This is a genomic window from Microlunatus sp. YIM B11417, assembly GCF_059617205.1.
Window position 1 is genome coordinate 696,316 of the sequence record NZ_JCAMPJ010000001.1, and the last position, 18,204, is coordinate 714,519.

Genomic DNA, 18,204 nt, shown 5'->3' on the forward strand with positions numbered 1-18,204 from the left:
GAAGCCAGCAAGGGCACGGCCCTTCTGATCCCGATCAGCTCGATCCCGCCGGGATCACCGCGCTGCGGTTCGCTGAGCTTGTCGAAGGGCCGAAGCCGACTCCCGACCCCGGTCGGACTCAGCGGTCGGTCGTGATCACGTCGGGGAAAGCCAGCCCCAGCCAGAACGAACCGGCCTCGGATCCGGAGGCGACCACGCCGCGGGACACCAGCCACGCCGTGAGCACCATTCCGTGAGTGGCGACAACGACCCGGCCGCCAAGATCATCGATGCCGGCCTGGAACCGGGCGGCCGCCTGCTCCGGCGACTCCCAACCCTGGTGCCGGTCGTCGGGACGGCCGATGACCCAGGCCAGCCGCCGGTTCCGGTGATCGCCGTCGAACGGCTCGCCGGGTCGCACGACTTCGCCGAGACGGCGGTCGACGTGTAGTTCGTCGCGCTCCCTGTCGGCGGCGAGACACAGCGTCTCGATCGCCTTCGTCTCCGCACTGGCAGCGAGGGTGGTTCCGGTCGTGACACGCAGGCGGAGCGCGGTCGCCGCACGCCGTCCCGCCGGACTCAGCGACCAGGCGCTCGGATCGAGGTCGGCTCGGCTCACCGGAGCGGCGTGGCGGATCAGCGTCACCCGGTTCGGCATCTCCGCAGCCTAGCTCCGGGACTGTCGTCATTCCGCCTCAACTGAGCCGATAAAGCGCTTCAGAGGCTCCCAGCGCCGGAGCTGAGGAGTTCTTGCGACACCGACTGCGGCGAACGTTGTGCGTCCGGAGTCGACAGACGCGCCGTTGCTGGCGGCAGAATGGCGGAATGGCTGCAACGGCATACACCGACGACGATGTTGATCATGCACTGGCCGCGGTCCGGGCGGCCTGCCTGGGACTGCCGGAGGCGTCGGAACGGCCGAGTCACGGCGGGCCGGCGTTCTTCATCAAGGACAAGAAGTGCTTCGTGATGTTCCTTGATGATCATCACGGGGACGGGCGGCTGGCGATCTGGTGCGCAGCGCCGCCCGGCGCGCAGGCGGACCTGGTGGACACCGAGCCGGACCGGTTCTTCGTGCCGCCCTACGTGGGTCACCGGGGTTGGCTCGGCGTCCACCTGGTCGAGATCGATCAGGACGAACTGAACGCGATCTGCCTGGACGCGTTCCGCAGCGTGGCGCCCAAGCGGGTGCTGGAGCAGCTCAACGATCAAGATCAGAGATAGCTGCCCTGCAGCGGTTCCGGCTGCCAGCGGCCCTCCTTCACCACGGTACGGACGCGGTCGGTGGTCAGGTCCTCCCCGTACGCGAGCAGGGCGCGCCGGACGATCTCGCGGAGATCGGCACCGGACACGTTGTCCGGCAGCAGGGCTGCGATCGCGTCGACGTCGACCTCGGACTCGAGGCCGGCCAGGTAACGCGTGAGGATCCGGGCCCGGTCGGCCTGGTCGGGATAGCCGAGCGTGATGATCGAATCGAACCGGGCGCTTCGGACGGCGGCTGCGTCGAGGGCTCCGGGGTCGTTGGTCGAGGCGATGGTGAGCACCTCCTCGTATTCCTCGGCTCCGTCCATCACCGAGAGGAAGTCGGCCAGCGCGGAGCCGCGGTCCCCCTGTCGGCGATCGCCGAGGTAGAGGTCGATGTCCTCCAGGATGATCAAGGTCGGGCCGAACCGCTCGGTCTCCCGGTACACCGCGCGCAGCGCGTTGGCGCCGGCGCGGGCGTCGACGATGATCACCGTGAACCGGCCGACCAGCTCGCCGGCGATCACCCGGGCGACGGCGCTCTTGCCGACGCCGGGCGGGCCGGCGATCAGGACACCTCGGCGGGTGCTGAAGCCGCGCTCGCGCATCACGGCGGCCCGGTCGGTCAGCGCGGCGAGGTTGAGGTCGAGCTCGGCCCAGACGTCGGGCTTGATGATCAGGTCCTGCCGGCGGAGCCGCGGCGTCTCGATGATCTTCCACTGCAGGGCCAGGGCAAGATCGACGCCGACCATCCGGCCGCGATAGAAGTTCTTGTCCTCGACGGCGGTGCGGTTCAGCTCGTCGAGCAGGGCGCGCGCCTCGGCCCGGTGCGCCGGATCGGCGAAGACCCGCAGGATCCAGGAGAAGTCGCCGTACTCCTCGCGCTCGATCTGGACGACCAGGGCGGCCTCCGAGACCGTACCGGCGGGGAAGTGGGCCGCCGTGGCGGACGGCAGCGACAGGGTCTCGCCGTCCAGGCCGAACTGGGTCCAGGTCGGCGCCTGGTCGCTCACCGCCGGGCCGAGCTGCGGATCGTGCTTCACGATCAGGTCGTTGAAGGCTGCCGAGAGCGAGATGCCGGCCCAGGCCGTCGTCGTGATCGACTCGCAGGCGAGCGAGGTCGGCTGGGCGCCGAGGGCGCGCCAGACGAACGACTCCGGCGATTCGGCGATCGAGGCGGAGTCGGTGAGCAGCTCGCCGAGCAGTTGCAGCGCCCGCCGCACGTCGTGCGGTTCGCCGAGCAGTCGCGACTGCATCGAGATGTCGTCCATGGGTCCTTTCGTACGGTCGTGGTCAGGCGAACATTCCAGAATACGGAGCGGTTCGTGTCCGTACAACGGGATTTCCGGTCGCCCGATCGATGATCATGATCGGGCGACCCTTGTGGTCGGCCGGACATCCTTGTTACCGTGTGGCGCAAAGTCGTTAATCGATTAACTAGTATGGTGCCCTGCATGCGGAGCAGATTGGACCCAACGATGATGTTCACGTCCCGTCCTCGGACCCTCCTCGCGCTGCTGGTGGCCACCGCCTGTGCCGTCGCCACCGCCGGGGTGTCGACTGCCGACGCGGAGGACACCGCCGCGGCGACCGAGTTCACGATCACCACCCGCACCGCCGCGGCCGACGACGCCGGCCGGCTCAAGCTGGCCATCGCGCCCGGCACCGATCTGCAGCCGACGAAGCTCTACCTGCCGCCGGACACCGACCTCACGGTCACCCTGTCCGGGGTGGCCGCCGGCGACCCGAACGGCCTGCCCAAGATCGCGATCGGGGCGCCGGCCACCCAGGTCGATCCGGACGCGACGCCCGAAACCCCTTGGTACGAAAGGGTTCTGGACCCGCGCTACACCCAGTTGAAGCCGGGCTCGACGACGGTCTCGGACTCCGAGGGTGGCGTGATCTACGTCAGCTACCCGGCCCGGACGGCGAAGCCGAGCACGGCCACGGTCGGCATCGGCGACGCGGCACAGGCCATGGCGACGTTCACCCTCGGCGCCACCTCGGAACGGCAGTTCCAACAGCAACTCGATCACCGCACGGCACCCTTCGTCGAGCTCTACGGGGCGCGGTCGATGATGACGTTCCAGCGTGATCAAGTGCTGCGCTACCGGAACGAGAACCATGCCAACCTGCTGCGCACCCTGGACCGGGTGATCGAGATCGAGGACCGGCTGGCCGGCTACGACGACAGCGGGCCCGCCGCCCGCCCGGCCGGACCGCACCATCTGGTCGGCTATCCCGGCGCGATCGACGGTGTCGGCGCCTACGCGACCACCTCCTTCACCGCCTACCCGCCGCCGATCCAGGAGAAGCTGCTGACGGTGAAGGGGCTGCGCACCGACGGCTGGGGGCCGTACCACGAGCTCGGGCACCAGCACCAGCGGACGCCGGTCAACCCGGGCGACCTGGTCGAGGTGTCGGTGAACGTCTACTCGCTCGCCGTCCAACGCGACTTCGCCCGCTACGGCCAGCCGCCGCGGCTCCGGGTGGTGAACGCGAGCGGCACCTCCTACTGGGACGACGCGATGACCGCACTTGATCAAGGAATCGGTTCGTACGTCGACCTGAACATCTTCGTCAAGATCATCCCGTTCGAACAGCTGCGGCTGGCGTACGGCGAGGAGATGATCACTCGCTGGCACGACGTGGTCCGGGAGCAGGACCTGCCGGCGCCGGACGACGCGGCGCGGTGGCAGAACGTCGTCTACAGCACCAGCGTCGCCGCCGAGGCCGACCTGGCCGACTTCTGGGACACCTGGGGCGTCACGGTCACCGCTGAGACGCGAGCCAGGATCGCCGCGCTCGACCTGCCGGCTCCGGCCGACGATCTCACCTCGCTCCGCGAACCGAACGCCTGAGTCCGTCGCCGCCGTAGGCTCGCCGGATGGACGTCGACTGGAACGCGGAGCTCGTTGATCAACTCGAGGCGCACTGGCAGCAGCAGCTCCGGCCGCGGCTGGACGGGCTGACCGACGAGGAGTTCTCCTGGCAGCCGGTCCGCGGCTGCTGGACGCTGAGCCGCCGCGGGGAGAGCCCGACCACGGCACCGATCGGGGACGGCCCGTTCGTCATGGACTACGCGCCGCCGCCGTACGAGCGGGTGCCGGTGACCACGATCGCCTGGCGGCTGGCTCACCTGATCGACGTCTTCGGGCCGCCGGACCGGCCGCACTTCGAGAGCCCGCGGGTTGATCATCCGGTCGCCGACTTCCCCGGCACGGCGGACGGCGCACTGCGTGCCCTCGACGAGGGGTACGCGGCTTGGCTGGCGGACCTGCGCGGCATCGGCGCGCCGGGCCTCGGGCTGCGCCAAGGCCGGCCGCAACTGTTCGCCGAGGCACCGATGGCGAAGTTCGTCCTGCACATCCACCGTGAGGTGATCCACCACGGTGCCGAGGTCTCGCTGCTCCGCGACCTCTACGCCTGGCGGGACGCCGAGGAGGGTGGTGTCGAACGGTGACCTACTGCGCGGCGCCCGGGCACCTGCTCGCTACGGCCACCGCTCGTCACCACCCTCCTAGCGGAGCTCGCCGGTGAAGGCGACACCGGCGTCGTCCAGTGCGGTCCGGGCGGCGGGCCAGCGGTCCGGGGCGACGGCGGCGGTCAGGTCGAGCAGCACCCGGGTGTCCAGGCCGTTGGCGCGGGCGTCCAGCGCGGTGGCGCGGACGCAGTAGTCGGTCGCGATGCCGCAGACGTCGACCCGGTTGACGTGGTGCTCGGTCAGCCAGGCGGCCAGTCCCCGACCGTCGGAGGACCGGCCTTCGAAGCCCGAGTAGGCGGCGGCGTACTCGCCCTTGTCGAAGACCGCCGCGAAGTCGCGGAAGGTCAGCTGATCATGGAACTCGACGCCAGGTGTGCCGACCACGCAGTGCGGCGGCCAGGAGTCGACGAAGTCCGGCTGATCGGAGAAATGATCACCGGGATCGATGTGGTGATCACGGGTCGCCACGACGTGGTCGTAGTCGTGGCCGCCCTGCAGCAGGGCGCTGATCCTGCCCGCGACGGCGGCGCCGCCGGCGACGGCCAGCGAGCCGCCCTCGCAGAAGTCCCGTTGTACGTCGACGACGATCAGTGCCGTGGTCATGATCGACTTCCCTTTCCGGTCCGGTACGGATTCGCGGCGTCCTCGCCATGATCGAGATAGCGCGTCTCGATCACCGGTTCGCCGCGGGACATCTTCAAGGCCTCGATCGGAAGCTCGGCCCGGGACCGGAAGTGGCGCTCCCGGGCGGCCGACAGCGGTTCCTCGCCGACGACCTCACCCTGATCGACGAGCTGCTTCAGCAGCGGCCGGTCGTTCTCGTCGCCCGCCGGCGGCTCGCCGATCCCGATCACCTCGGCCTCCGCGACCCCGGCCCGGTCCAGCCGGCGCAGCGCGAACTTGCGGCCGCCCACGCTGATCTTGTCGGTGCTCTTCTTCGCGACGCTGACCAGCTCCGCGTCCCGGTCGGCCGAACCCGCCCGGGCCACCAGCTTGTAGACGAAACCGCAGGTCGGGTGACCGCTGCCGGTGACCAGGGCGGTGCCGACGCCGTACCCGTCGACCGGGGCGCCGGACAGGGCCGCGATGGTGAACTCGTCCAGATCACTGGTCACGATGATCTTGGTCCTGGTCGCGCCGAGCGAGTCGAGCAGGTCGCGGACCTGCTTCGCCAGCAGGCCGAGATCGCCCGAGTCGAGCCGGACCGCGCCGAGCCGGCCCTCGGTGAGCCGCACTCCGGTCCGTACCGCCTCGAAGACGTCGTAGGTGTCGACCAGCAGCGTGGTCTGCTCGCCCATCGCCGCCAGCTGGGCGGCGAACGCGGCCTCCTCGGTGTCGTGCAGCAAGGTGAAGGAATGCGCCGCGGTCCCGGTCGTCGGCACCCCGTAGCGGCGCCCGGCCTCGAGATTGGAGGTGGCCTGGAACCCGGCGATGTAGGCGGCCCGAGCGGCCCCGACCGCGGCCAGTTCCTGGGTCCGCCGGGACCCCATCTCGATACACGGCCGGTCGCCCGCGGTCACCGTCATCCGGGACGCCGCCGAGGCGATCGCCGAGTCGTGGTTGTAGATGCTGAGCAGTACGGTCTCCAGCAGCACGCCCTCGGCGAACGTGCCGTCGACCACCAGCAGCGGCGAACCGGGGAAGTAGACCTCGCCCTCGGGATAGCCCCAGATCGACCCGGCGAACCGGTAGTCGGCCAACCAGTCCGCCGTCTCGGAGTCGACCACGTCGCGGTCGATCAGGAAGCGGATCGTCTCCTCGTCGAACCGGAAGTGCCGCAGTGCCCGGAGTGCCCGGCCGACCCCGGCCACGACGCCGTACCGGCGACCGGGCGGCAGCCGGCGTGGAAACAGCTCGAACACGCTGCGCCGCAGGGCCGTGCCGTCGCGCAGGGAGGCGCGCAGCATGGTCAGTTCGTAATGGTCGGTGAGCAGGGCCGTGGTCGGCACTTCGCTCGGTCCCCAGCTCGGCGTGATCGCCGCCGGGTCGTGTTCCGCTGCCACGTGGCCAGCCTACGGCGCCGGTCCGGCGCGGGCCGGGAATGCCGCCCGTGGCCTGGTGGTTGGACCCACCCGACGGAAGGTGTTGACATGGTTGGGGATGCGGTGGACGCGGCGATCGACGACGCGCTGGCGGAGCGGCGGATCGTCGGCGCCGTGGTGCTGATCGCGAAGGACGGGGAGCTCGCGTACCGGCGCGAGGCCGGGCTGGCCGACCGGGAGAGCGGCCGGCCGATGACGGAGGAGACCTGGTTCCGCTGGTCGTCGCTGACCAAGCCGGTCACGGCCGCGACCACGATGGCCCTGGTCGAGCGCGGCGTGCTGGATCTGACCAGCCCGATCACCCGCTGGCTGCCTGACTTCCGGCCGGCGCTCGCCGACGGCACCCGGCCCGACATCACGGTCGACCACCTGCTGCTGCACAGCGCCGGCCTCCGGTACGGCTTCGGCGACCCGAGCGGCGCCTATCCCGCCGGCGGCATCTCCGACGGACTGGACCGGACCGAGTTGACCCTGGCCGAGAACGTGGCCCGGATCGCCGAGGTCCCGTTGCTCTTCGCACCGGGCTCGGGCTGGGAGTACTCGGTCGGCTACGACGTCCTCGGCGCGGTGATCGAGGCGGCGACCGGCCGACCGCTGCCCGACGTCGTCGCCGACCTGATCACCAGTCCGCTGGGCCTGGCCGCCCGGTTCGCGGTCGAGAGCGACGAGCTGCTCGCCGTCCCGTACGCGGACGGGGTGCCGGAGCCGGCCCGGCTGCTCGAGACGACGCCGGTCCCGTTCGCCGACCTCGGCGAGCTCCGGATGTCGCCGGAACGGATCCTCGACGCGAACCAGTTCCCCGCCGGCGGCGCCGGGATGGCGGGCCCGGCCGGCGACCTGCTGACGTTCCTGGAGGCGATCCGGACCGGCGGCGGCCCGATCCTCAGCGCGGGCACGGCGGCAGCGATGCTGCCGTCCCGGATCGCCCGCGAGGTCGTACCCGGAGTCAGCGGAGGCTTCGGCCGCGGCTGGTCGGTGATCGTCGACCCGGCCGCCGAGGGCAGCCCGCTGTCGGCCGGCTCGATCACCTGGGGCGGCGTCTTCGGCCACAGTTGGGCCGTCGACCTGGACCGCGGGCTCACGATCGTCAGCTGCAGCAACACCGCCCTGGAAGGGATGTGGGGCCGCTTCCCGGCCGACGTGTTCGCCGCCGCGGTGTCCGGCTGAGCCGCCGGCTTGGACCGGGCCGGACCTTTGACACAATGGCGGCATGTCGCAAACCGAGGGTCCGGTGGTCACGCCGGCCGGAGGGACCGCGATCGCCGAGCGTCCCGTCGAGGATGCCGTTCAGGACACTCCCTGGGTGACGATCGTCTGGGACGATCCGGTCAATCTGATGTCGTACGTCACCCATGTCTTCGTCACGTACTTCCACTATCCGAAGGCCAAGGCCGAACGGTTGATGCTGCAGGTGCACAACGACGGCAAGGCGATCGTGGCCAGTGGGACCCGGGAGGCGATGGAGCGCGACGTCAAGGCGATGCACGAGTACGGGCTCTGGGCCACGCTCGACCGCGCCGAACAGTAAGGAACTGGGTATCACGTTGCAGAGGTTCAAGCGCAAGGGCGGGACGATCGTCACGACGCTGAGCGCCGACGAGGTCGAGTTGCTGGCCTCGCTGGTCGGTCAGCTGGTCGAGATGGTGTCCGAGGGGGAGCCGGAGCAGTACGCGGGCCCGGCGGACGACTCGTTCGCCCGGTGGGCCCGGGAGCTGGAACAGCCCGACGAGACCACCGAACCGGACGATCCGGTGCTGAAGCGGCTGTTCCCGAACGCGTACCCCGCCGACGCCGACGCGGCCGCCGACTTCCGGCGTTTCACCGAGCGGGACCTGCGGGCGACCAAGGTGGCCGAGGCGACTGCGGTGCTGCGCCGGCTCGGCGAGACCGACCGCGGGCGCAACCCGCTCCGGATCCCGGCCGAGGAGACCGACGCCTGGCTGCGCACCCTGACCAGTGTCCGGCTCGCGGTCGCCACCCGGCTCGGCGTCACCGACACCGCGGCGGCCGAGGAGATCGCCTCGATCCCACCGCACGATCCGCGCGCCTTCATGGCCAGCGTGTACGAGTGGCTGGGGTTCGCCCAGGAGACGATGATCATGGCCCTGGACCGGTGAGCGGGTGACCACGACCGAGTCCGGTCCGCCGACCAGCTGGCGCGACCTGGCGCCCTGGCAGGGCAAGGCGACCCGGCTGGACAAGGCGCTGCTGATCTCGATCCTCGTCCTGATCGCGTACGGCTTCGTGATGATGCCGTTGAAGCCCTTCCTGATCGCGTCCCACCCGGTACTGCTGGAGTTCCTCACCGGCGGCTACGCCTCGATCGGTGCGGCCGCCGCCTTCGCCCGGGTCGGCGACTTCCCGCTCTGGCAGGTGATCTTCGCGGGCGTCGTCGGCATGATCAAGTTCGACTGGCTGTTCTGGTGGACCGGACGGCAGTGGGGCCGCGGCATCATCAAGCTGTTCGCCAACGGGGAGCGGGCGAAGCGGTTCGCCGGCCGGGCGCACGACCTCAACCCGTGGCTGGTCCGGTCCGCCGTCGTGCTGGCGATGCTGCCGGGCATCCCGTCCGCGCTGGTCTTCGCGATCGCCGGCTGGACCGGGATGCGGCTGCTGACCTTCATGCTGCTGGACGCGCTCGGTGCGCTGATGATCACCGGCCTGGTGGCCGGGCTCGGCTTCCAGCTCGGCCAGTGGGCGGTCGACATCGTGCTCACGGTCGACAAGTACGCGCTCTGGGTCAGCCTGGCCTTGATCATCGGGATCTCGATCATCACCGGCGTCAAGCAGAGCCGGCGGCAGGCGAGGGCCGCGGCGAAGACCCCGGAGGCGAAGTCTCAGGATGCGGGCGCGGCGCCGGAGCCCGTCCCGAGCGGCCTAGGCTCCACGTCTGTGCTGACGATTCGCCGTGACCTGGTCGATGACATCATCGCGCACGCCAAGCAAGATCATCCGGACGAGGCCTGCGGTGTGATCACCGGGCCGGAGGGCTCCGACGACCCGGTGCGGCTGGTCCGGATGACCAACGCGGCGCGGTCGCCGACGTTCTTCGAGTTCGACTCGACCGAGCACAAGCAGTTGGCCAACGAGCTGTTCGAGCAGGACCACGAGATCGTCGTGGTCTATCACTCGCACACGGCGACCGAGGCCTACCCCTCGCGGACCGACATCTCGCTGGCCGCCGAGCCGCAGGCGCACTACCTGCTGGTGTCGACGGCGGAGAGCGGCAACGGCGACGGCCCGGTCTCGGTGCGTTCGTACCGGATCCTGGACGGCGTCGTCACCGAAGAGGAGATCGCGTACCGGGAATAGCCCGGCCCGACGAGGGTGTTGCTGACGGAGTGGGACCCGCACCGGCGGGCGAGCGAAGGAGAAGGTGAATGGCCGTCGAGATCAGGATTCCGACCATTCTGCGGACGTACACGGACGGGCAGAAGCAGGTGCAGGGCACCGGTGACACCGTCGAGCGGGTGATCGACGACCTGGAGAGCCGGCATCCCGGCCTGAAGGACCGACTGGTCGAGGAGGCAGGCATCCGCCGCTTCGTCAACGTCTACGTGAACGACGAGGACGTCCGGTTCACCGGCGGGCTCGGCTCCCCGGTCGCCGACGGCGACGTGATCGTCGTCCTGCCGGCCGTCGCCGGAGGCTGACCGGCCGATGACCCGGTACGAGTCGCTCGCGGCCTCGGTCGGCAACACGCCCCTGATCGGGCTGCCCCGGTTGTCGCCGGGGGAGGGCGTGCGGCTCTGGGCCAAGCTCGAGGACCGCAACCCGACCGGATCGATCAAGGACCGGGCCGCCCTGTCCATGATCGACGCGGCCGAGGCGGACGGCACGCTGCGGCCGGGCTGCACGATCCTGGAACCGACCAGCGGCAACACCGGCATCGCGCTGGCCATGGCGGCCAAGATCAAGGGCTACCGGCTGGTCTGTGTGATGCCGGAGAACACTTCCGCCGAACGCAAGCAGTTGCTCGCCATGTGGGGCGCCGAGATCGTCTCCTCGCCCGCGGCCGGCGGCTCCAACCAGGCGGTCAGCGTGGCCAAGAAGCTTGCCGCGGAGCACCCGGACTGGGTGATGCTCTACCAGTACGGCAATCGGGCCAATGCCGATGCGCACTTCGCCGGCACCGCCCCGGAGATCGCCGCCGACCTGCCCGAGGTGACCCACATCGTCGCCGGGCTCGGCACCACCGGCACCCTGATGGGGATCGGCCGCTACTTCGCCGAGCACCGTCCGTCGGTCAAGATCATCGCCGCCGAGCCGCGCTACGGCGAACTCGTCTACGGCCTGCGCAACCTCGACGAGGGTTTCGTCCCGGAGCTCTACGAGGAGAAGTACGTGACCGGCCGGTTCTCGGTCGGCGCCCGGGACGCGATCCGCCGGGTCCGGCAACTGCTGGAGACCGAGGGCATCTTCGCCGGCCTGTCCACCGGCGCCGTGCTGCACGCCGCGCTGGCCCAGGCCGCGCGCTCCCTGAAGGCCGGCGAGACCGCGGACATCGTCGTGATCATCGCCGACGGTGGCTGGAAGTACCTGTCCACCGGCGCCTACGACACCGACCTGGACACCGCCGAGGAACTGCTGGACGGCCAGGTCTGGGCCTAGCGCCCGTGGCCCGGCCCCTTCGACAGGCTCAGGGGACGTCGGTAGCCGGCTTGACCCTTCGGCAGGCTCAGGGGACGTTCTGGCGGCGCCAGTCCCACAACTCCGGTAAACGCTTGCCGATCTTGATCTTGCGATGGTACGTTGAGCCGCGTTCGAGGCGAAGACAGGCACCGTGGCCGCATTCGGGAGTGATCAACATGCCTCCGTTCAACCGTCGACAGTTCCTCGCCGCCAGTGCGGCCGGCACGGCCGGTGTCGCGTTCGCGGCCGGCACCGCGCACGCCGCGACCGAGGGGATCACGGTCCGGGTCGGCGACGCCGCCGGACCGGGGATGACGCTGGTCGGCTTCAACACCGGGCACTTCATGCCGAACGGGAACACGGCAGCCTGGATCGAGTACGCCGCCGTCAACGCGGTCCGGTTCTTCGCCAACCTGTCCGAGTGGTGCCCGGACGCCGCGTTCGACGACGGCGCCGGGGTCGAGACGATCGCCGACTTCGACACGCGGATCTCCCACCTGCGCAAGGATTCCGGCCGGTTCATCGACTGGCGGACGCTGCGCCGGGTCTGGTCGACCCACATCTACGAGACGACCAACCACTACAACCTCGACCACCAGGTCGACCGGCTGCACCGGCTCGGCATCACGCCGATCATGGAGGCGGCCGAACTCCGGTGGAACGCGCCGTGGTCCGGGCTCTGGCTGATGTGGCAGAAGCACTACGCCTTCACCCACCACCTGGCGTCGCGGTGGGGCGTCGAGCGGTACAACTTCGTCAACGAACCCGATCACCCGAGCGCGGCCGGGGACATCGTCGATCAGGCCGTCTACATCCGCGGGCTGCAGATCGCCGCGAACGCGGTCCGGGCGGCGATCGCCGACGTCAACGCCGAGCACGGCCGGACGCTCCGGGCGATCGTGCAGGCGCCGGTGATCACCCACGCGTCGCAGACCGGTGCCGACTACCACATGGACGCCGACCCGGACGCCGATGCCCGCGACGACGAGCACGGCTGGGGCGAGATCTGCCTGCGCAACCTGCGCACCGACTACCACGGCGAGACCGTCGACCATGATCTGTTCGACGTGTTCGACACCCACCTGTACAACAAGACGGCCGACACGTACGCGTACGAGCTGGGGATGATGCGCGCGAAGATGCGCGAGTACACCCCGACCGGAGTGGCGCTGCCGATCGTCTACTCGGAGTTCAACCGCCGCAACACCGGAGCCTTCGAGACCAGTGGTGACGATCTGAACACGCCGATGATCTTCAGCGACCTGGCCGAGATCTGGGGCGCGACCCTGACCGGCGGCGCCGAGGGGATGATCTGCTTCAAGTTCGACAACACCATGCGGGCCAACGGGATCCCTTACGGGACCGGGCACTACTACGTCGAGAACTCCGGCGACTGCAACATCCGCGGCGCGAAGAAGGCCGCCGAGGCGAACCGGATGTTCGCCGACCGGTTCGCGGCCCGGGACGAGCGGGTCGTGCTGGCGGCCGACGTCAGCTCGGCCGGGCCGGCGGTGATGGCCGGGGCGATCGCGGCCTCCCATGATCGAGATCTCGGGCGCTGCTCGCTGTGGCTGCCGCACCGTTCGTCCGAGGCCGCCCACCCGCTGACCCTCGACCTGTCCGGCGCCCCGCTCCGGGCCGCCGGCTCGACCATGATCATCCGCGAGGTGAGTGCCGGCCACAGCGGCGACGTGATCATGGTGGACACGGTGCCGGCGTCCGGCGTGATCACGGTGAACCAGCCGGCCGGCTGCGTCTGGCTGATCACCCTGCTCGAGTGGCGCTCCGAGCCGCGGCGGCGGACACCGTTCGCGGCGGTCGGGCTGACCCCCGACGGCACGGCGGAGCACCTGCCGGTCGGCCGCGGCCCGGGCGCGGCGCCCGCCGTCAGTTATCTCGCCTTCGAGGCGCCGGCGGATACCGGTGCCCGGTCGGCGATCCTCGAACTCGACGGCGTTGCCGGCGACGGGTCGCCGCTGACGTTCCAGGTGTACGCCCTGACCCGGACCGACTGGGCCGGCGACGAGCTGACCTGGGACTCGGCGCCATGCCTCGAACCGGTCGAGGTCAGGGCCGGCGCGGTCGGCCGGGAGGCGTTCCCGGCCGGACAGGTGACCGCTCCGGCCGAGCCGGGAACGGCGCGGCTCGACGTCACCCGGGTGCTCGGCAAGGCGCGGCAGGGCCGGCTCGGTTTCCTGCTGGTCCGCGAACAGGCGCACGACGGGGACACCGCCGACGACGGGCGCCGGGCCGAGTTCACCGGGGCTCGGCTCGTGCTGTGGCCCTGACCTCGAACCCGCTCCACCATTAGGCTCCCCGGCGTGAGCGAATTCCCTGTCTATCAACCGGGCCAGAGTTCCGAGGCCAAGCCCGAGGGCATGTTCTACGTGCTGGTGGAGTTCTCGAACCAGGGTCAGGCGAAGCCGCCGACCTTGATCGAGTACGGCGTCGAACAGGCCTTCCCGTCACTGGAGCAGGCCCAGCAGGAGGCACGCCGGATCGCCTTCGAGTTCGAGCCGCCGGACCCGTTCTCGCCGCAGGGCCGGCAGATCTTCCAGACCGGCGACCGGGAGTACGTGACGATCATCCAGGGCGCCATGTCGACGTTCCACTTCTTCACCCGGGTGGCCCAGTACCTCGGCGGTTCATGATCGCCGGCGCGCCTCGTCCTTGACATGGAACGGTGCCGCGATCACGATCATTCGTGACGTGGCACACCGTTTCGTGTTCGCGTGATCGGTGTCGGAGACCGGCGAGGGGACTGATCATGACTTGGAGGATGCGCACGCGACGGACGGTGGCGGTGCTCGCGATCGCCGGGGTGCTCGGGCTGGCGACGGCCCAGGCGCAGACGCTGCCGCAGCGGGTGGTCGGGACACCGGCGCCGCTGCTGGCGAACCCGGGATTCGATGCCGGCAACGGATCCGCGCAGCCGCTCGGCTGGGCGGTGACTGGCCCGCAGGGCTCGGCCGTGGTGATCAACCGGGCCGCCGACCGCACCGCCGGGCCGGGATCGCTGCAGCTGACCGACCCGGCCGCCGGCTCCGTGTCCGTACGGTCGGAGAAGGTCGTCGCCACGCCCGGCCGGGACTACCGGCTGACCGCGAAGGTCAAGACCGGCAGCGGCACTCCGGCTTCGCTCTACCTCGAGTTCTGGGACTTCAACCGCGCCAGGGTCGGTGTCGTCGATCTCGTACCGGAGCCGTCGTCGGAATGGCAGACGGTGACGCTGTCGGCCAAGGCGCCGCCGACCGCGGCCCACGTGACCGCGCTGATCTACGGCACCCAGGCGCCGGCCGGCGTCTCGTACTGGGACGAAGTCGATCTTGAAGCCGCGGCGCCCGGCTACGACCCGGCGCTGACCGGGGCGCGGGAGCTGTTCCTGGACGACTACCGGATCGAGTCGGCGCACGACGTCGGCCGGGTCGTCCATCCGGCCACGGTGGCACCGGCACCGGTGCTGCGGGCGGACCGGCCGTGGGAGGACAGCGCGTACATCTACGGCTCGGTGATCAAGATCGGCTCGACGTACCGGATGTGGTACACGTGCTACAACGACCAGCCGCCGAACTACCACCTCTGCTACGCCGAGTCGAAGGACCTGAGGGCCTGGACCAAGCCGCTCGGCCGCGGCTCGGTCGGGTACGGCGACCTGCCCGCCTCGAAGACCAACATCGTCGCCGAGCATTCGGGCACCGTCGCCTACAACCCGGAGGCTCCGGCCGATCGTCGCTACGTGATGCTGACCTTCCGGTCCGGCACCGTGAACGACACCCTCGGCTACTACACGCGGTTCTCCGCCGACGGCTACACCTGGACCGAGATCACCGCCAAGCCGCAGCTGCTGGACGGCGACGTCTCCAACATCAGCTGGGACCCGGTGACGAAGCGCTACGTCGCGACGATCAAGAAGCGGATGTTCACCGCGCGGACGCCGGGCACCTACGAGCGGTCGGCGTTCGTGTCGACCAGCCCGGACGCGATCACCTGGACCGAGCCGACGCTCGCGGTCAGCGGCGACTACGCCGACGACGGACGGGCCGAGCAGCTCGGCGGCCTGGAGGGCCAGATCTACGGCATGCCGGCGATCCGGTACGAGAGCACGTACCTCGGCTTTCCCTGGGTCTTCTCGCTGACCGACTTCACCTCCGGCGAGCACAAGGCGGCGGCCGACGGACCGGTCGAGGTCCAGGTCGCCTCGTCCCGGGATCTGCTCGACTGGCACCGCCCGGTCCGCGATCCGGTGATCGAGACCGGAACGCCCGGGGCCTGGAACGACGGCGCGCACTACACGGCCAGCACGCTGCACGTGACGCCGGAGACGGTCAGCCTGCTCTACGGCGCGTTCAACAACGAGCACGGCGGCGCCGATCCGAACGACCCGAACCGCGACCGCCACGTCGGCAACATCGGCCTCGCGACCTGGCGCCGGGACGGTTGGGTGTCGCTCAGCAACGGTGCCGCGGGCGGCGTCGGCGACCCGGGGCAGCTGATCACGAAGCCGATCACCGTGCCGGCCGGGCGGTTGCGCCTGAACGGGACGGCACGTCCGGAGGGGAAGCTGGTGGTCGAGGTGCTCGACCAGCAGGGCCGGGTGATCGACGGGTTCGGCCGCGACCAGGCGGTGCCGATCACGGGCGACCGGCTGGACGCCGAGGTCACCTGGCGCGGCGGCCGGCGGCTGTCCGAGTTGCGGGGGCAGCAGGTCAAGCTCCGCATCGCGATCGAGAACGCCGACCTCTACGCCTTCTGGTTCTCCGATTGAGATTACGCTGGCCGGGTGAATCCACAGGCACCGATCGGGATCTTCGATTCGGGGTTCGGCGGGCTGACCGTCGCGCGGGCGGTGCTGGACCAGCTGCCGTACGAGGACGTGCTCTACCTGGGTGACACGGCCCGGGCCCCGTACGGCGAGAAGCCGCTGGCCGAGGTCCGGGAGTACGCGCTTGAGTGCCTGGACCACCTGGTCGAACAGGACGTCAAGCTGCTCGTGATCGCCTGCAACTCGGCCAGTTCGGCGGTGCTGCGCGACGCCCGGGAGCGCTACCCGGTGCCGGTGGTCGAGGTGATCCTGCCGGCCGCCCGGCGGGCGGTGGCGGCAACCGCGACCGGGCGGGTCGGGGTGATCTGCACCGAGGCGACGGCGACCTCGCTGTCCTACGACGACGCCTTCGCGGCGGCGCCGCAGGTCGACCTGCACACGGCCGCCTGCCCGCGGTTCGTGGAATTCGTCGAGGCCGGGATCACCGGCGGGCCGGAGCTGCTGGCCTGCGCCGAGGAATACCTGAAGCCCTTGCAGGCGGCCGACATCGACACGTTGATCTTGGGCTGCACGCACTATCCGCTGCTCACCGGCGTGATCTCGTACGTGATCGGCGACGTGACGCTGGTGTCCAGCGCGGAGGAGTGCGCCAAGGAGGCGTACGCGGTGCTGACCCGGCTCGGGCTGGTGCACGAGACCCCGCGCCGGAGCAACACCCGGTTCCTCACCACCGGCAGCCCGGACCAGTTCGCCCGGCTGGGGCAGCGGCTGATGCCGGGCATGATCAACATCGTGGAACAGTTCAGCTGAGCGGAGAGTGATCATGAAGCTGACCATCGTCGGTTGCAGCGGTTCCGGGTCCGGTCCGGAGTCGCCGGCCTCGAGCTACCTGGTCCAGGCCGATCACGAGGGCCGTACCTTCTCGCTGCTGCTGGATCTCGGGCCGGGCTCGTTCGGGGCGCTCTACCGCTACGTCGACCCGTCCGAGGTCGAGGCCGTCCTGCTCAGTCATCTGCATCCCGACCACTGCCTCGACCTGTGCGCCCTGTACGTCGGCGCCAGCTACTCGCCGACCGCGCCGTGGCGGCCGGCCGCCGTCTACGGCCCGGCCGACACCGCCGAACGCCTGGTCCGTGCCTACGACGTCGCCGCCCCGCCCGGCGTCGAACCGGCCGAGCCCGCCGGCGGCATCGCCGAGTACTTCGCTTTCCACGCCTGGCAGCCGAGCCAGCGGATCGGCCCGTTCGACGTCACCGTGGCGCGGGTGGCGCATCCCGTCGAGGCGTACGGGATCCGGCTCACCGAGCGGGCCGGCGGCGCCTCACTGGTCTTCTCCGGCGACACCGGCCCGTCGCCGGCGCTGACCGAGCTGGCCGCCGGCGCCGACCTGCTGCTGATCGAGGCGTCCTTCCTGGACCGGCCGGACAACCCGTCCGGGCTGCACCTGTCCGGCCGGCAGGCCGCGGAGCTCGGAACGGCCGCGGGTGTCGGTGCCGTGGTGCTGACCCACATCCCACCCTGGCACGACCCGGACCAGGTGCTCGCCGAGGCCGTCCCGCACTTCGCGGGTTCGGTCGAGCTGGCCCGGTCCGGGGCGCGCTGGACGATCGGCTAGGGCTCGCGCGGCGGCAGCACCTGCCGACCCTGGTAGCGACCGCAGGCCGGGCAGGCCTGGTGCTTCGGGGTCAGTTCACCGCACGCCGGGTTGGCGCACCGGGTCAGCGGTACGGCGGAGATCCGCCGCCACTGGGCGCGGTGCCGCCGGACCCGGGCCCGGGAGCGTCGTCGAAACATCGAACTGGACATGATCGAACTCCTTGGTAGTCGGGGAGGCGAAGACCGAGGAGTCGAGGCGGGTCACGGCCGACCTCGGGCCGGAGCACGAGCGCGTGCCGGGCCGTGTGGTCGGGAACGAGTCGGTCGCGGGCAGACCGACGAACCGGAGGTATTCCGGTGATCACGAAGGATTCCCCTCAGAGCGGGCGGACCCTCACGGTCCGCGGAGGCAGGGACGCCAACGCCGCCGCGCACCGGTTCCGGTGGGCAGCGACCTGTCCGGAGCT

The 18,204-nt window shown here is 70.4% G+C and carries 19 protein-coding genes; 14 read left to right on the forward strand and 5 right to left on the reverse strand.

The genetic code is table 11. The annotated features are described in order from the left end of the window. Positions 1 to 118 precede the first annotated feature (118 nt). Positions 119 to 637, reverse strand: coding sequence for a histidine phosphatase family protein (locus AC6CCG_RS03375; RefSeq protein WP_496653035.1), 519 nt, complete (start codon positions 635 to 637; stop codon positions 119 to 121). Positions 638 to 804: 167 nt separating this feature from the next. Here AC6CCG_RS03375 and AC6CCG_RS03380 point away from each other — a divergent pair, with 167 nt between their 5' ends. Beyond that, positions 805 to 1,203 (forward strand): MmcQ/YjbR family DNA-binding protein, encoded by a 399-nt coding sequence (locus AC6CCG_RS03380; RefSeq protein ID WP_496653036.1) that lies wholly within the window; start codon positions 805 to 807, stop codon positions 1,201 to 1,203. Here the strand turns inward: AC6CCG_RS03380 and AC6CCG_RS03385 are convergent. After that, positions 1,194 to 2,492 (reverse strand): AAA family ATPase, encoded by a 1,299-nt coding sequence (locus AC6CCG_RS03385; RefSeq protein ID WP_496653037.1) that lies wholly within the window; start codon positions 2,490 to 2,492, stop codon positions 1,194 to 1,196. The two genes, AC6CCG_RS03380 and AC6CCG_RS03385, sit on opposite strands and share 10 nt — an antisense overlap. 183 nt (positions 2,493 to 2,675) lie before the next feature. Here AC6CCG_RS03385 and AC6CCG_RS03390 point away from each other — a divergent pair, with 183 nt between their 5' ends. Both AC6CCG_RS03390 and AC6CCG_RS03395 read left to right on the forward strand, forming a co-directional pair. Continuing rightward, a complete protein-coding gene (locus AC6CCG_RS03390; RefSeq protein WP_496653038.1) occupies positions 2,676 to 4,082 on the forward strand; it encodes a M60 family metallopeptidase in 1,407 nt (468 codons plus the stop codon). A 26-nt stretch (positions 4,083 to 4,108) separates the two neighbouring features. Further along, the gene (locus AC6CCG_RS03395; protein ID WP_496653039.1) at positions 4,109 to 4,684 is read left to right on the forward strand and encodes a DinB family protein; all 576 of its coding nucleotides are present in this window, start codon (positions 4,109 to 4,111) and stop codon (positions 4,682 to 4,684) included. 57 nt (positions 4,685 to 4,741) lie between these two features. Here the strand turns inward: AC6CCG_RS03395 and AC6CCG_RS03400 are convergent, their stop codons facing one another. Then, positions 4,742 to 5,308, reverse strand: a complete 567-nt coding sequence (locus AC6CCG_RS03400) for an isochorismatase family protein (protein WP_496653040.1) — start codon at positions 5,306 to 5,308, stop codon at positions 4,742 to 4,744. Beyond that, on the reverse strand, positions 5,305 to 6,654 hold the full coding sequence (locus tag AC6CCG_RS03405) for a nicotinate phosphoribosyltransferase (RefSeq protein ID WP_496654385.1): 1,350 nt from the start codon (positions 6,652 to 6,654) through the stop codon (positions 5,305 to 5,307). The genes AC6CCG_RS03400 and AC6CCG_RS03405 overlap by 4 nt, the downstream gene beginning before the upstream one ends. A gap of 141 nt (positions 6,655 to 6,795) precedes the next feature. On the opposite strand from AC6CCG_RS03405, the gene AC6CCG_RS03410 reads away from it, so the two are divergent. From AC6CCG_RS03410 to AC6CCG_RS03460, 11 genes are all read left to right on the forward strand, one after another. Then, on the forward strand, positions 6,796 to 7,914 hold the full coding sequence (locus AC6CCG_RS03410) for a serine hydrolase domain-containing protein (RefSeq protein WP_496653041.1): 1,119 nt from the start codon (positions 6,796 to 6,798) through the stop codon (positions 7,912 to 7,914). Between the two features lie 43 nt (positions 7,915 to 7,957). Beyond that, positions 7,958 to 8,275: an ATP-dependent Clp protease adapter ClpS gene (gene clpS / locus AC6CCG_RS03415; RefSeq protein ID WP_377489737.1), complete on the forward strand. Its 318-nt coding sequence runs from the start codon at positions 7,958 to 7,960 to the stop codon at positions 8,273 to 8,275. A gap of 16 nt (positions 8,276 to 8,291) precedes the next feature. Next, a complete protein-coding gene (locus AC6CCG_RS03420) occupies positions 8,292 to 8,864 on the forward strand; it encodes a DUF2017 domain-containing protein (protein ID WP_496653042.1) in 573 nt (190 codons plus the stop codon). 4 nt (positions 8,865 to 8,868) lie between these two features. Then, complete coding sequence (locus AC6CCG_RS03425; RefSeq protein WP_496653043.1) at positions 8,869 to 10,059, forward strand: Mov34/MPN/PAD-1 family protein; 1,191 nt, start codon at positions 8,869 to 8,871, stop codon at positions 10,057 to 10,059. 68 nt (positions 10,060 to 10,127) lie between these two features. Beyond that, complete coding sequence (locus AC6CCG_RS03430) at positions 10,128 to 10,400, forward strand: MoaD family protein (RefSeq protein ID WP_179755256.1); 273 nt, start codon at positions 10,128 to 10,130, stop codon at positions 10,398 to 10,400. A gap of 7 nt (positions 10,401 to 10,407) precedes the next feature. Next, on the forward strand, positions 10,408 to 11,358 hold the full coding sequence (locus AC6CCG_RS03435) for a PLP-dependent cysteine synthase family protein (protein ID WP_496653044.1): 951 nt from the start codon (positions 10,408 to 10,410) through the stop codon (positions 11,356 to 11,358). Positions 11,359 to 11,555: 197 nt separating this feature from the next. Further along, a complete protein-coding gene (locus tag AC6CCG_RS03440) occupies positions 11,556 to 13,667 on the forward strand; it encodes a hypothetical protein (protein WP_496653045.1) in 2,112 nt (703 codons plus the stop codon). A 33-nt stretch (positions 13,668 to 13,700) separates the two neighbouring features. Next, on the forward strand, positions 13,701 to 14,030 hold the full coding sequence (locus tag AC6CCG_RS03445; RefSeq protein ID WP_496653046.1) for a hypothetical protein: 330 nt from the start codon (positions 13,701 to 13,703) through the stop codon (positions 14,028 to 14,030). A 128-nt stretch (positions 14,031 to 14,158) separates the two neighbouring features. After that, entirely contained in the window at positions 14,159 to 16,144 is a 1,986-nt protein-coding gene (locus AC6CCG_RS03450; RefSeq protein WP_496653047.1) for a hypothetical protein, read from the forward strand. A 15-nt stretch (positions 16,145 to 16,159) separates the two neighbouring features. Next, positions 16,160 to 16,951, forward strand: coding sequence for a glutamate racemase (gene murI / locus AC6CCG_RS03455; protein WP_496653048.1), 792 nt, complete (start codon positions 16,160 to 16,162; stop codon positions 16,949 to 16,951). 13 nt (positions 16,952 to 16,964) lie between these two features. Beyond that, complete coding sequence (locus tag AC6CCG_RS03460; protein ID WP_496653049.1) at positions 16,965 to 17,756, forward strand: MBL fold metallo-hydrolase; 792 nt, start codon at positions 16,965 to 16,967, stop codon at positions 17,754 to 17,756. Here the strand turns inward: AC6CCG_RS03460 and rpmF are convergent. Further along, complete coding sequence (gene rpmF, locus AC6CCG_RS03465; RefSeq protein ID WP_496653050.1) at positions 17,753 to 17,947, reverse strand: 50S ribosomal protein L32; 195 nt, start codon at positions 17,945 to 17,947, stop codon at positions 17,753 to 17,755. The genes AC6CCG_RS03460 and rpmF overlap by 4 nt on opposite strands. Positions 17,948 to 18,204 lie beyond the last annotated feature (257 nt).

Bases quoted from the DNA above. Each gene is read 5' to 3' on its own strand.
- AC6CCG_RS03450 (WP_496653047.1), top strand. From the start codon at position 14,159: ATGCGCACGCGACGGACGGTGGCGGTGCTCGCGATCGCCGGGGTGCTC.
- AC6CCG_RS03375 (WP_496653035.1), bottom strand. From the start codon at position 637: ATGCCGAACCGGGTGACGCTGATCCGCCACGCCGCTCCGGTGAGCCGA.
- AC6CCG_RS03390 (WP_496653038.1), top strand. From the start codon at position 2,676: ATGCGGAGCAGATTGGACCCAACGATGATGTTCACGTCCCGTCCTCGG.
- AC6CCG_RS03385 (WP_496653037.1), bottom strand. From the start codon at position 2,492: ATGGACGACATCTCGATGCAGTCGCGACTGCTCGGCGAACCGCACGAC.
- AC6CCG_RS03400 (WP_496653040.1), bottom strand. From the start codon at position 5,308: ATGACCACGGCACTGATCGTCGTCGACGTACAACGGGACTTCTGCGAG.
- clpS (WP_377489737.1), top strand. From the start codon at position 7,958: ATGTCGCAAACCGAGGGTCCGGTGGTCACGCCGGCCGGAGGGACCGCG.
- AC6CCG_RS03380 (WP_496653036.1), top strand. From the start codon at position 805: ATGGCTGCAACGGCATACACCGACGACGATGTTGATCATGCACTGGCC.
- AC6CCG_RS03410 (WP_496653041.1), top strand. From the start codon at position 6,796: ATGGTTGGGGATGCGGTGGACGCGGCGATCGACGACGCGCTGGCGGAG.
- rpmF (WP_496653050.1), bottom strand. From the start codon at position 17,947: ATGTCCAGTTCGATGTTTCGACGACGCTCCCGGGCCCGGGTCCGGCGG.
- AC6CCG_RS03430 (WP_179755256.1), top strand. From the start codon at position 10,128: ATGGCCGTCGAGATCAGGATTCCGACCATTCTGCGGACGTACACGGAC.
- AC6CCG_RS03435 (WP_496653044.1), top strand. From the start codon at position 10,408: ATGACCCGGTACGAGTCGCTCGCGGCCTCGGTCGGCAACACGCCCCTG.
- AC6CCG_RS03395 (WP_496653039.1), top strand. From the start codon at position 4,109: ATGGACGTCGACTGGAACGCGGAGCTCGTTGATCAACTCGAGGCGCAC.
- AC6CCG_RS03440 (WP_496653045.1), top strand. From the start codon at position 11,556: ATGCCTCCGTTCAACCGTCGACAGTTCCTCGCCGCCAGTGCGGCCGGC.
- AC6CCG_RS03460 (WP_496653049.1), top strand. From the start codon at position 16,965: ATGAAGCTGACCATCGTCGGTTGCAGCGGTTCCGGGTCCGGTCCGGAG.